Annotated in this window: 12 protein-coding genes and 1 tRNA gene; 3 read left to right on the top strand and 10 right to left on the bottom strand. The window is 63.7% G+C overall.

Annotated features, from left to right (window positions below; translation table 11 throughout):
• Nucleotide 1: 1 nt before the first annotated feature.
• Nucleotides 2-556, bottom strand: coding sequence for an HD domain-containing protein (locus tag LV475_RS01800; RefSeq protein ID WP_250105637.1), 555 nt, complete (start codon nucleotides 554-556; stop codon nucleotides 2-4).
• 202 nt (nucleotides 557-758) lie between these two features.
• Here LV475_RS01800 and LV475_RS01795 point away from each other — a divergent pair, with 202 nt between their 5' ends.
• Nucleotides 759-1,355: a thioredoxin family protein gene (locus tag LV475_RS01795; protein WP_250105636.1), complete on the top strand. Its 597-nt coding sequence runs from the start codon at nucleotides 759-761 to the stop codon at nucleotides 1,353-1,355.
• A 105-nt stretch (nucleotides 1,356-1,460) separates the two neighbouring features.
• Here the strand turns inward: LV475_RS01795 and LV475_RS01790 are convergent, their stop codons facing one another.
• The 7 genes from LV475_RS01790 to LV475_RS01760 form a co-directional block, all read right to left on the bottom strand.
• A complete protein-coding gene (locus LV475_RS01790) occupies nucleotides 1,461-1,697 on the bottom strand; it encodes a GDCCVxC domain-containing (seleno)protein (protein ID WP_250105635.1) in 237 nt (78 codons plus the stop codon).
• Between the two features lie 83 nt (nucleotides 1,698-1,780).
• A complete protein-coding gene (locus LV475_RS01785; RefSeq protein WP_250105634.1) occupies nucleotides 1,781-3,139 on the bottom strand; it encodes an APC family permease in 1,359 nt (452 codons plus the stop codon).
• 196 nt (nucleotides 3,140-3,335) lie between these two features.
• Entirely contained in the window at nucleotides 3,336-4,121 is a 786-nt protein-coding gene (locus LV475_RS01780; protein ID WP_250105633.1) for a copper resistance protein B, read from the bottom strand.
• 20 nt (nucleotides 4,122-4,141) lie between these two features.
• Nucleotides 4,142-6,046 (bottom strand): copper resistance system multicopper oxidase, encoded by a 1,905-nt coding sequence (locus LV475_RS01775; protein WP_250105632.1) that lies wholly within the window; start codon nucleotides 6,044-6,046, stop codon nucleotides 4,142-4,144.
• A gap of 51 nt (nucleotides 6,047-6,097) precedes the next feature.
• The gene (locus tag LV475_RS01770; RefSeq protein WP_156574554.1) at nucleotides 6,098-6,571 is read right to left on the bottom strand and encodes a cupredoxin domain-containing protein; all 474 of its coding nucleotides are present in this window, start codon (nucleotides 6,569-6,571) and stop codon (nucleotides 6,098-6,100) included.
• A gap of 286 nt (nucleotides 6,572-6,857) precedes the next feature.
• Nucleotides 6,858-7,070 (bottom strand): SHOCT domain-containing protein, encoded by a 213-nt coding sequence (locus LV475_RS01765; RefSeq protein WP_136866325.1) that lies wholly within the window; start codon nucleotides 7,068-7,070, stop codon nucleotides 6,858-6,860.
• A gap of 60 nt (nucleotides 7,071-7,130) precedes the next feature.
• Complete coding sequence (locus LV475_RS01760) at nucleotides 7,131-8,633, bottom strand: multicopper oxidase domain-containing protein (protein ID WP_250105631.1); 1,503 nt, start codon at nucleotides 8,631-8,633, stop codon at nucleotides 7,131-7,133.
• Between the two features lie 169 nt (nucleotides 8,634-8,802).
• On the opposite strand from LV475_RS01760, the gene LV475_RS01755 reads away from it, so the two are divergent.
• Together LV475_RS01755 and LV475_RS01750 are read left to right on the top strand one after the other, a co-directional pair.
• A complete protein-coding gene (locus LV475_RS01755; protein ID WP_156574550.1) occupies nucleotides 8,803-9,486 on the top strand; it encodes a heavy metal response regulator transcription factor in 684 nt (227 codons plus the stop codon).
• Between the two features lie 2 nt (nucleotides 9,487-9,488).
• Nucleotides 9,489-10,895: a heavy metal sensor histidine kinase gene (locus tag LV475_RS01750; RefSeq protein WP_250105630.1), complete on the top strand. Its 1,407-nt coding sequence runs from the start codon at nucleotides 9,489-9,491 to the stop codon at nucleotides 10,893-10,895.
• A gap of 89 nt (nucleotides 10,896-10,984) precedes the next feature.
• Here the strand turns inward: LV475_RS01750 and LV475_RS01745 are convergent.
• Nucleotides 10,985-11,061: transfer RNA gene (locus LV475_RS01745), tRNA-Pro, on the bottom strand.
• A gap of 62 nt (nucleotides 11,062-11,123) precedes the next feature.
• On the bottom strand, nucleotides 11,124-12,752 hold the full coding sequence (locus LV475_RS01740; protein ID WP_250105629.1) for a bifunctional diguanylate cyclase/phosphodiesterase: 1,629 nt from the start codon (nucleotides 12,750-12,752) through the stop codon (nucleotides 11,124-11,126).
• Nucleotides 12,753-12,783: the final 31 nt, after the last annotated feature.

Here is a 12,783-nt window from a genome sequence, read left to right as displayed (position 1 = left end):
ACTACGACGCGGGCGATGTGAGTTCGACCAGGCATTGCCAGACACGCCGGCGCAGTACCGGGTGGCCGCGATCGAGTCGACGGATCAGGCTGACCTTCTCGGCGAGATAGGTGGGCGCGAACTCGGGATCGTGGCGGGCGATCGACCGCACGTTGTGCCAGACATCGGCGTACTTGATGGTCTGCGCGCGGGGTTCGGCGCGGGCGACGTGGTCGTGGTCGATCCGCTTGCGGGCCGCGCGATCGCCGTCGTCCGGAGAGGAGGGGTTGGTCAGCGAAAGCACCATGCGCACCACCGAGCTGGGCATCTCGCGGTCGAGATCGGCGGCGGTCACGGGTGTGTCTTCGACCACGTCATGGAGCAGGGCGGTGGCGAGCACCAGCGGGTCGCCGTGGAAGGGACGGACCGTCTGTGCGACGGCGATCGGGTGCGTGACGAACGGCTCGTGGGTGTAGCGACGCACCTGGCCCGCGTGTGCCTCGATCGCGATCGCCAGCGCGCGGCGCACCACGTGCGAGGGGTGTTGGGCGAAGTGGTGGGCATCGGCTGGGGTCATGGCGGCGCGACGATCGTGAAGCGGTTCCGGGAGAGGGGCGCGTGGCGCGACAAGTGTGCCCGCCCAACCCGCTGCGCTCAAGTGGCTGGCCCGCTTGCGGGCCGGCGTGCCTCAGAAACGGTGCCACGATGGATTGCGCGGCTGGTTGGTCGTATCGTGGGTGCCAGGCATATACGCCCCAACACAACCAGCGAGTGTCACCATGCCCGTATCCCGCCACCTCCCTCAGCGATTTCTTTCCGCCCTGAGCCGCCCGCTGGCCGCCCTGCTGTTGGCCTTCGGGCTGGGTGCGGTCACCCCGGTGGTCGCCGCCGATGCCGCTGACTCGACGATGGCCATCTACGAGGAGGTCCGCTTCGTCGACCACCTCGCCGACCTGCCCGCGGATCTCGCCTGGATGCAAAAGCACGACAAGCCGATGATGCTGTTCTTCCACGCGAGCTACTGCGGCTACTGCCAGAAGATCGACGACGAATTCCTGATCCCGATGCGGCTCGACCCGGACTACCAGGGGCGCCTGATCATCCGTCGCGTGCAGATCGACTCCGACGATCGCTTCATCGGCGTGGATGGCAAGTGGAAGGAGCCGGCGGCCTTCGCCGACGAGCTGGACGTGCGGGGCGTGCCCTACGTGCTCTTCTTCTCACCGGACGGCGAGCGGATCGGCGAGATCACCGGCGCGGCCCCGGCGTTCTACAACCATTACCTGGATCGCAACGTCGATCGCGCCGAGCGCTGCGCCAAGGACATGAGCCCGGCCGAATGCCGCGAGTTCATCGACCAGCCCGGGCTGCAATAGGTCCTGGTCGAGTAGTTGCTCCCTGACGCTCGTTGCAGGCGGGGTATGGTCGGACTGGTTTCGGCGATGACGGGCATTCCGATGGCCTTCCGTTGCGTTGCCGGTTTACCCCCCGCTGGATTGCGCCTCGCAGCATCCCTGGCCATCTTGGATCGGTGGACAGGGCACGCTGCCGTATGAGCAGAATACGCAGCAGTCACCTGGCTTCGGCCGCAGCAAGGTCTGACACCCGTCACATTCGTAGAACCACTGACAGGCATCGGTGGGCATGGTCTCGGTTTGCGAGTGCCGGCATTCGGGACACTTGATTGTCGAGTTGTAAGACAACGGGTCGTTGGGCATCACTTGTTCCTTTTATCGTCTTATCGTCGGCGTTTTCTTGGCGGTGGGGCTGAGCTGATCGGCTTGGGTTTTGTCGGCACGCCTTATCCGCGATGATCCGGCGTCTGATGCTCGGCATGCACGGGAGGGTGCCTTCTCCCTGCCTTTCGCAGGAAAACCCACTCTGCCGCCGCGATCGCAATCATCGTGGCCATCGCCGCGCCGATGACAAACGGATCCGTGTTGAGTTTTACCCAGACGAAGCCCAACAGGGCGAGCAGGTTCAGAACGATGGCCGTCGCGGGTATCCACGCCCGCGCATCCACTTCTGTCCTGAGATAACGGAGCACACCCCACTGGATGGCGATGTTCATGATCAGGTAAAAAACGATGCCCAGGGCAGCGATGCGGGAGAGGTCGAAGAAAGCCGTCAAGAAGATACCGAGGACGACGGTGTAGACCAGTGTGTGCTTCTGGATGCTGCCCGGCATGCCGAAATGTCGGTGAGGCACCAGTTCCATCTCGGTCAGCATGGCCAGCATGCGGGAGACGGCGAAGATGCTGGCGAGGATGCCGCCTGCGGTGGCCGTCATCGCAAGGATGACCGTGAACCACACGCCGTATTCGCCCAGCGCCGGTCGGGCTGCCGCCGCCAGAGAATAGTCTCTCGTTTCTATGATCTCGGCCAATGACAGATTGCTGGCGACGGCATAACCAACCAGGGAGTAGATGACGACACAGGCGGCGATGGAAATGACGATGGCGCGACTGACATTTCGATGGGGATTGTTTACCTCGGAGCCGCTATTGGTAATCGTGGTGAATCCCTTGAAGGCCAGGATGCCCAGCGCGGTGGCGCCGAGAAAATTGCCGAGGGTTCCGGCGTCCCCGGTGCTGGAAAAATCAACGGTGATGCTGTCAGCAACCCAGATACCGGCGAGACCGAACAAGAAAATGCCTCCGATCTTGAGAATGCCGATGAGCGAGGCAACTCCCTGAATGAGGCGATTGCCCAAGAGGTTGATCACGAAGGCAGCGATGATGAGTGACACACCCAGAACAGGCACCAAAAGGCCGGATTCATCCCCACCAAAGGGTTGCACCGAATACGAGCCGAAGGTCCGTGCAAGGAAGGCTTGAGCGATTACCATCGAGAAATACATCAACAAGGCGTTGAACGCAGTTGGCAAGCGGTTTCCATAGGCCTTTTGGAGATACATCCCAATGCCGCCGGCAGACGGCCAGGTGTTCGAGATTTTTATGTAGGAATAGGCGCTGAAGCCCACGATGACCGCCGCTGACAGGAAGGCCAAGGGAAACAGTACGCCGGTCATCTCGGCCATTTGCCCCGTCAAGGCAAAGATGCCGGCACCGATCATGACCCCGGTCCCCAGCATCACTGCTCCCGGCAGGGTCAGGCTCCCCTCTTGATAGCGGCTCGTGCGGTCGTTCGCTTTGTTCATCCTGCTCCCCTCTGTAGACATCAGGAGTTGATCGTCACGGCCTCGTCGTGTCGGTCATCCGATAGAAAACTCCGGGTTGACGAGGTCGAGAGCGGTCACGTCATAGCGCAGATGTCGGTGCTCGTTAACGGACAACGGCCCCCATCCTGAAACGGGAGCCTTGCTCATGCTTCTCCAGGGCACTGTTGCGTGGTGGTCAGAACCACATGCGTACGCCGGCGACCAGTCGAAGATCCTCAGTGTCATGGCCTTCCTCTCGGGCCAGGTCGGCGGTGTCTCCCAGTTGCTTCTTCCAACTCACCCCGATGTAGGGGGCGAACTCGCGTTGGATTTCGTAGCGAAGCCGCAGTCCGGCCTTTACGTGGTTCACACCCTGGCCGACGCCGAACTCTTCGACCTCCTGGAAGGCGAAAGATGTCCCGATGCGCGGCTGCAGGACCAGTCGCTGGGTGAGCAGGAAGTCGTACTCGGCCTCAAAGTCGACCGAGGCGTCGCCGTCTTCACTGATCCGCAGGCTGGTATCGATTTCGAACCAGTAGGGCGCCAGGCCCTCCAGGCCCACCACGGCGAAGCCGCGGTCGTGGTTGGGGCCGGGGCCGTATTCGAGCTGGTAGCCGACACCGGCCTGCACGGACCAGTAGGGGGCGATCAGGCGGCCGTAGAGTAGATCGAGGGCCTCGATCTCACCACCGTCTCCACCGGAGACGACGTGTTCCCCCTCGCCCTTGATCACCAGCCGGTTGGTATCGCCGCCGTACCAACCCTTGAACTCCCAGTCGACGCTGTCCTCGTCGTCCCCGGCAGCGTACTCCAGCCGGTCGAACAACAGCATTCCGGTCTGCATGTCGGGGACGGGGGAATCCCATCCCTGTTCGCGGGCGTAGTCACCTCGTCCGTCGGCCATGGCAAGCGCTGGTGTCAGTGCCAGCACGCAGGCGGTCGCCAGCCATCGACTCGGGTGCTTGATCGTCTGAATGGTCATTGGTCAGTTCCTCCCGGTATTCAGGCTACGGACACGACACGGAACATGCCGGCGTCCATGTGATAGAGCAGATGGCAGTGAAAGGCCCAGTCGCCCTTGTGTTCCGGGGTGATCTGCGCGGAGACCATCTCGCCGGGCTTGAGCGACAGGGTGTGTTTGCGCGGCCGGTACTTGCCATGACGGTTTTCCAGCTCCATCCACATGCCGTGGAGGTGAATCGGGTGATCCATCATGGTGTCGTTGACCAGGATCAGGCGCAGCCGTTCGTTGTGGTGGAAGCGGATCGGGCCGTCGACTTCGGAGAACTTTTTGCCGTCGAACGACCACATGTACCGCTCCATGTTGCCGGTCAGGTGAAGTTCGATTTCTCGCTCCGGTTCACGCTGATCCGGCCAAGGGGCGCGTGCCCGCAGGTCGTCGTAGACCAGCACCTTGTGGTCCTCGGTACTTTCGAGCCCGATGCCCGGATCGCTCATGCGATTCTGCGGATTGCTGGCGACCATGGCCGCGCCCGGGCCGTGATCATCGTGGCCGTGGCTGATCTTTCGGCCGGCAAGGGGCCATTCGGAAGGTTCGTCCTCGGCCATGTTCATGCCGCCGGAGTGATCGTCATTCAGGGCCTGACTGCCGCCGCTCATGTCGTGGCCGGCATGCGGGTCGCTAGCGTCGGCTGCCATCTCCACGCCGCCATTCATGTCACCCGACATGTCGTTCCGGCCCATGTCCATGTCGCCGTGGCCCATGTTCATATCCATGTCTCCATGGTCCATGCCCATCGACTCCATGCCGCGCTCGGGCATGGGGCGACGCTCGGGGATCTCGCCGCGTGCGCCCTCTCTGGTCGCCAGGGTGGCGGCGGCATACCCGCTGCGATCCATGGCCTCGGCGAAGATGGTGTAGGCGCGATCCTCGTTCGGCTCGACGATCACGTCGTAGGTCTCGGCAACACCAATACGGAACTCGTCGACCGGCACGGGCTCGATGTCCTGTCCGTCGGCCTGCACCACGGTCATCTTCAATCCCGGGATGCGCACATCGAAGAAGCTCATCGCCGAGCCGTTGATGACCCGCAGCCGCACCTTTTCCCCGGGCTTGAACAGGGCGGTCCAGTTGTCCGCGGGTGAACGCCCGTTGAGCAGGTAGGTGTAGGTGCTGCCGGTCACGTCGAGCAGGTCGCGCGAACTCATGCGCATCTCGCCCCACATCGCCCGCTCGCGCATGGTCTGCTCCCAGCCCTTGGACTTGATGTCCTCGAGCAGGTCCTGGACGGTGCGCTTCTGGTAGTTGTAGTAGCCCTCGGCGACCTTGAGCTTGCGGAAGACGTCGTGCGGATCTTCAAAGGTCCAGTCGGAGAGCATGACCACGTAGTCCCGATCGTACGCGTAGGGCTCCGGCTCGGCTGGGTCGACCACCAGCGGGCCATAGTGGCCGAGCTGTTCCTGGAGCCCCGAATGGCTGTGGTACCAGTAGGTGCCGCTCTGGCGCACCGGGTAGCGGTACTCGAAGGTCTCGCCAGGCTTGATGCCCGGGAAGGTCACGCCCGGCACGCCGTCCATCTCGAAAGGCAGCAGGATGCCGTGCCAGTGGATCGAGGTGTCCTCGTCGAGGTTGTTGGTCACCAGGATGCGCACGTCGCGACCTTCCTTCAGGCGGATCAGGGGCGCGGGCACGGTGCCGTTGACCGTGATCGGGCGCGCGTCCTTGCCATCGATAGGCATTGACGTGCGGTCGATGGTCAGCCGGAAGATGTCGGTGTTGCCGTCGACCTCTTTCTTGGCCTCGAGGTTGCCGCTGCGGGGCCAGGCGAGGGCCGGCTGGAGGGCGCCTACCCCGTAGAGAGCGGCCAGGACGCTCATGGATGTGGCGCTGCGCAAGAACCGGCGACGGGACAGCCCGTCGGCGGTGAGGATGTCGTTGGGCTTCATGGGATCTCCTCCGATTGCGTCGAGAAGGACGGTTTATGGGGGTGCGGCGTTTTACTGGCCCGGTGCCACGTCGATGTGGCCTTTCATGCCGGCCTCGAGGTGGCCGGGCAGCAGGCAGGCAAATTCGACCTGTCCGGGCTGCGTGAATCGCCAGACGAGATCGCCCGATTCGCCGGCGTCGAGCTGGATCATGTTTGGCTCGTCGTGGGCCATGCCCGGGTGCTCTCGCATTTCTTCGGCGTGGGCCTTAAGGTCCTCGATCGATCCGATGACCATCTCATGGGGTTGATTGCCGGTGTTGCTGACGCGGAAACGCACTGTTTCGCCGGCTTTCACTTCGATCGACGACGGCTCGAATCGCATCCGGTCGTCCATCTTCACCACGATGTGGCGATCGACGTTGGTCATCTGCCCCGGCTCGCCGGTGGCCGTGCCTGCACCCCCATGACCGCCGGAGTGTTGACCTGCGCCGAGGGCCGCGAAGGGAAGCAGGAGCGAGGCGATTACTGCGTGTTTCGTTGCCATGGATCTGTTCCTCTTAGTCATGGATCTGTTCCTCTTAGTGTCGGCATTGCCTGCCGTGACGTGCCTGTTTCGATACCCATGACCTTACGCAGCCGGGCTGTCATGGACCTGACGGCGGGATTACGGTTTTGTCATCTACGTGCGCACGCGTCAGGGCCTCTCCCGAGGCGGCCAGGCCAGCGAGTGGTTGGTTCGAAGAGAGAGGGGGGCGGTCGAGGTTGTCGGTATTGGTGCAGCCGCCCCGGAAGGCAATGGCCCCGACCAGGTTGGTCGGGGCGGGAGGTGTTCAGTCGAGCTCGTCCTTCATGCGTTCATAGGTTTCCTTGTCGATCTCGCCCCGAGCGTAGCGGCGATCGAGAATCTCCCGGGGAGACGGCTCTCCTGAGGAACGGCCTTGTCGCGAGAGGGCGACGATCAGCCAGGCGATCACCGCGATTAGCAGTATCCAGACGATCCACATGAAGCCTCCGCCAAATCCCATGGTGTGATCCCATCCCATTTTCTTTTCTCCTGATAACGTTGGGCCGAGGCCCGGGCCCGCCACCGCGGGCGAGCGGGCTCAGGAAACCGTGAAATGACCCATCATCCCGGCATCCTCGTGTTCGAGGATGTGGCAGTGGTACATGAACGGGGTGTCCTTGCCGGCCGGCTGGGTAAAACGCACCGCGATCTCTGCCCGGCCATCGACCAGCAGGGTGTCCTTCGCGCCTCGATTTTCCAGCCGGGGCGACTGCCCCGTCTCGTCGGTCAGCACTTGGAAATGCACGCCATGGATGTGGAACGGGTGCATCAGCATGTCGCTCTCGATGGTCCAGTGTTCGATGGTGCCGAGCGCGACGTCCTCGTTAATGCGATGCGGATCGAACGGCTGGCCGTTGATCCCCATGGAGGGGCCGGAGCCGTCGCCCATCATGCCTCGCATCATCGGCATGCCACCGAGCATCATGTCGAGGCGGAAGTGGCGTCGACGATCGAAGGTTGTCGGCCGCGATGGCAGGGAGTCACCAGTGGCCTCCGGGAGACGATCCACCCGACCCTTGCGGTCATCCGGGTGGAACGACAGCACCCGTTGGTCGCCTTCGACCAGCCCGGAGGCAAACGAGCGGATGTTGCTCATCATCCCCATCATGCCGGGGCCGCCCCGATTTTGATCCGGGCCGGTGATCAGCGCCACCTCGCGCCCGTCGCGGAAATCCACCAGTACCTCGAAGCGTTCGCCCGGTGACAGGCGCAGCTCGTCGGTGGCCACCGGCTTGGGCCAGAACCCGGCGTCGCCCGCGATCACATGCATCGGGCGCCCGTCCTCGAAGCGCAGGTGGAAGATGCGGGCATTCGAGCCGTTGAGCAGGCGTAACCGGACGATGGAGTTCGGCACCGGGCTACGGGGTTGTTCTGCGCCGTTGACGAACAGGCGGTCACCCTGGAAGCCGTGCATGCGATCGAACATGCTCAGCCGGTAATCCAGTCGACCGGCATCGTCGAGGCGTCGGTCCTGGATCACCAGCGTCAGGTCATCGACACCGTGTTCGTGAGGCACGCCCCGGTCGGCATCAAGTCCATCGTCGATCTGGAACACCCCGGCCAGGCCCGCGTAGACCTGGCGAGCCGTATGCGGGAAGGTATGGGCGTGAAACCACGCCGTCGATGCCGGCTGGTCGATCGGCAGGATCGGCTCCCACACCTTGCCGGGGTCGATCGCTTGGTGAGGGCCGCCATCGACCTCCCCGGGGACGAGCAGGCCATGCCAGTGAGTGGCGAGTGGCTCGTCGAGATCGTTCTGCAGCCGGACGGCGACCTCCTGGCCCTGGCGTGCACGGACGAACGGGCCAAGGTAACCCTGGTTGTAGCCGAGCGTCGGTGAGGACGATCCGCCTGCGAACACCGTTTTGCCGGCCTGGGCCGTCAGTTCCAGACGCCCGCTCTGGGTGACGTCGAGGACCTCGGGCATCGGTAGGGTGGGACGGTTGCGGCTGGCCGCCCGGGCGGGTTGCGCGGTAATCGAGCCCAGGCTTGCCGTGGCGGCCACCGCGACGCTGTGCTTCAAGAAACGACGTCGATCCATTGTTGAGTGCTCCCTTGGTTCGCCTGTCGGGATGACTTTTAACGACTTGCCCACGAAGGTAGCCCGGCGAGCTGTCAGGCGCCTGACCCGCTGATTACATCCTTGTAATCTTCATGAGCCAGGTTCGGCGCGGTGGCAGAATGACCCCAGATTATTCGGGAGCTGTCGAATGAAGGTGTTGATCGTCGAAGACGAGAGCAAAACGGGCCAGTACCTGCAGCAGGGTCTGACCGAAGCTGGGTATACCGTCGACCTGTCGCCGGATGGTGTCGAGGGGCTGCATCTGGCGCTTACCGAGCCCTTCGATTTGATGCTGCTGGACGTCATGCTCCCCGGCATGGATGGGTGGCAGGTGCTGGAGACCCTGCGTCGGAACGGTCGAGACATGCCGATTCTTCTGCTCACCGCGAAGGACCAGGTCGAGGATCGCGTGCGAGGCCTCGATCTGGGTGCCGACGATTACCTGATCAAGCCGTTCGCCTTCTCGGAATTGCTGGCCCGCGTGCGCACCCTTTTGCGTCGTGGTCGGGCAGAACCCGAACCGACCACCCTGCGCGTGGCCGACCTCGAGCTCGACCGCCTCGGCCACCGGGCCACACGGGCCGGAGAGCGAATCGATCTGACGGCAAAGGAATTCGCCCTGCTGGAGCTTTTCATGCGTCGAAAAGGCGAGGTGTTGCCGCGCTCGCTGATCGCCTCCCAGGTCTGGGACATGAACTTCGACAGCGACACCAACGTGGTTGAGGTGGCCGTCCGCCGGCTTCGTCGCAAGGTCGACGAGCCATTTGAACGCCGATTGATTCGAACGGTGCGGGGCATGGGCTACGTCATGGAAGACGAGCCCGAGGCATGAAATTGGCCCTCTCCCTCACCGCCCGGCTGACACTGCTGTTCGTCCTGCTGTCGTCTTCGGTGTTGATCGGCCTTGGCTGGCTGCTCAATGCCGCGGTCGAACGTCACTTCATCGAGATGGATCGCAGCCTTCTCGAGGGCAAGGTCGAGGTGCTGGAGCGGTTGCTGGCCAGCCCGCCCGACGCGCAGGAACTGCAGGCGCTGGATGAGGCGGTGCTCGACATGTTCCGTAGCGACCCGAAGCTCAAGGTGTTCGTTCGAACCGACGGTGGCTCGACCATTCTCGCGCCGCCCGACTTGTCGTTCCCCGATCAGGCGATCAACCGGAAACAGGTCGAGCAAGCCGATGTGCTGTTCGCCTGGAGTGAGGGTGACTCGCGTTACCGCGGGCTTGCCACGACCATGCAGACGGCCTTGTCGGATCTCACGCCGTTTCTCGTGGTGGTGGCGATCAATATCGATCACCACGAGCGGTTCATGGAGCGCTATGGTCGGACGTTGAGCGTGTTCATTCCGGTGGCGGCGTTTCTCAGTGGTCTGTTGGGCTGGTGGGCATCGCGGCGTGGGCTTTCACCGCTTCGCTTGCTACAGCAGCGTGCGGCCTCGGTCACCGCCTCGCAGCTCGACTGCCGTTTGCCGGAGGAGTCGGTACCCCGGGAGCTCAGGGGGCTTGCCCACGAACTCAATTGCATGCTGGTTCGCTTGGAGGAGGCGTTCCGGCGATTGTCGAACTTCTCCTCGGACCTGGCCCACGAGATGCGAACGCCGGTGAGCAACCTGCTCACCCAGACCCAGGTCGCCCTGTCGCGATCGCGGACTCAACACGAGTACCAGGAAACGCTTGCCTCCAGCGCCGAGGAGCTTGATCGGCTCTCGCGCATGATCGCCGACATGCTGTTCCTGGCTCAGGCGGACAACGGCCTCTCCTTGCCGTCGATTCAAGAGATTCGCCTGCACGACGAGATTGCTGACCTGCTGGAGTTTTATGACGCGTTGGCCGAGGAGGAGGGCGTTCGTTTGCAGGCGTCGGGCCAGGCCTCGGTCCGCGGGAACCGCCTGATGTTGCGGCGTGCATTCAGCAACTTGCTCTCCAATGCCATCCGCCATGCGGGAGAGGGCGGTGAGGTGCGGATTACTATCGCGGAACAATCGAAAACCGTATCCCTGATCGTCGAGAACACCGGTGATCCCATTCCGCCATCGGAGCTGCCCATGATCTTCGATCGGTTTTATCGGGCCGAGGCGGCAAGGCCTCGCCATGGGAGTACCACCGGCGGGCTGGGGTTGGGTCTGGCGATCACGAGGGCCATCATTCACGCGCATGACGGGGAGATTGCTGCTGACTCGCTCGGGCGTCGAACTCGATTTCACGTCACCCTACCGCGGTCGGCTGCCGCGTCCGCTCCCTGAAAGCGATCCATTGAAACCGGGACGACATTCTCGTCGTCCAAAACGCAGAAAGGCCGCCCATTACAGGCGGCCCAACTGATTGATCGATTTGGTCGGAGTGGAGGGATTTGAACCCCCGACCACCTGCACCCCATGCAGGTGCGCTACCAGGCTGCGCTACACTCCGAAACAGGGCGCGCAGGATAGCGCATTTTGCCGTGCCGAGGAAGGCCGTCGGCAACCGGGCGGTCAGATGTCGTGGACCATGGCCCGGTTGTGGTTCGTCAGGGGGCGGATGATCTCCGGACGGCCGAAATGGAAGCCCTGTCCCCAGTCGATTCCCATCTCGCGCAGCATGTCGGCGGTGCGCGTGTCGCCGATGAATTCGGCGACCGTGATCAGGCCCATGTCCTTCGCCATGGCCTGGATGTGCTGGACGATTTTCTGCGCGCGCACGCTCTCGCTCATGTTCTGCACCAACGCCCCCTCGATCTTGAGGAAGGTGAAGGGCATGTCGAGGAGGTAGCGGTAGGAGGAGTAGCCGCTGCCGAAGTCGTCCAGGGCGAGGCGCAGACCGAAATCGATCAATGGCTTGAGCGCACTGAAGGCATCGGCAGTGTCCTCGAGCACCTCGCGCTCGGTCATCTCCAGGACCAGCGGCTTGACCTCCACCTGGCCCGAACCGCCGATGCACTCGCAGGCGGCCCGGGCGTTGCTGATCACCTGTTCCATCAGCTCCGGGTGCTGCAGGAAGTCCCCGGAGATATTGACGAAGTGCGCCATCGGTCGGTGATCGATCGAGGCCACGCAGTTGGTAATCGTCTGGTTGATGATCTCGAAGTCGATCCGATGGGCCATCTGTAGTCGCGAGGCGGCCTCGATGAACAGCCCGGCGGGGATGACGTCGCCCTCGGGGGTGATCATGCGTGCCAGTGCCTCGTCGGCGACCACCTCGCCGGTCTTGAGATCGACGATCGGCTGACTGGCGGCCACGATGCGGCCCTCGTGGATGGCACGGTCGAGCGCCCCGCCCGTGGTGTAGACGGACGGTTGCTGCAACCGGTCGGCGTTGACCACGCGGTCGCGCCCGGTGCGCTTGGCCTCGTAGACGGCCGCGTTCAGGGAGGAGAGCTGGTCGCGGGGTTGGGTGCGACTGGTCTCGCCGGGGCCGAGCGCGCCGTGGCCGATGCTGACGGTGACGGTGCCCAGCTGGGTGGCCTTTTCCCCGGCATTGAAGCGTACGCTGGCGGCGGCCGAGCGGATGCGCTCGGCGATCTGCGAGCTGTGCTCGGCCTGGCGCGGCGGGATCAGGAGCATGAATTCATGGCCGCTCCAGCGGGAGGCCATGACGTCGTCGGGGACGGCCGCCTGCATGGCGACGGCAAGATCGCGGATCACCCGATCGCCGACGTGATAGCCGAGGTAGTCGTTGACGGTCTTGAGACGGTCGATGTCGATCAGCATCAGGCGGTGGCCGCCTTCCCCGTCGGACTGGATCTCGCGGATGCGTTCGAGCATCGCGCTGCGGTCCGGCAGGCCGGTGAGCGAGTCGAGACTGGTGGGCGGGCAGAGGCTCTCGATCATCACCACCATCCGCTGGTGGTCGTTCAGCGGGGTGACGCCGAGGGTGATCTCGCGGTTGTCCATCAGGCCGACCAGCGAGGTTTCCTCGCCGTCGATCAGCGCGCTGCCCAGCGACGGGGTGGTGTTCAGTCGCAGGCGGCTTTCCAGGCGTTCGCGGAGGGTCTGCTCGCCATCGGCCGGGAACAGCTCCTCGGCCCGGGGGCTGGCGCTCAGGACGCGCCCGGAGGCAGTGCAGAGAAAGACGACCATGCCCGAATCAGCCCCTCCATACGCCGCGACGTTGTCTAGTTGCATCGTCCCTGTTCCTTCCCTGCCTGCGGTTGGC

Origin of the sequence: Guyparkeria hydrothermalis (genome assembly GCF_023555375.1) — a bacterium.
GTDB lineage: Bacteria > Pseudomonadota > Gammaproteobacteria > Halothiobacillales > Halothiobacillaceae > Guyparkeria > Guyparkeria hydrothermalis.
The sequence above is the reverse complement of the archived record's forward strand: the minus strand, read 5'-3'. Positions and strand labels throughout refer to the sequence as shown.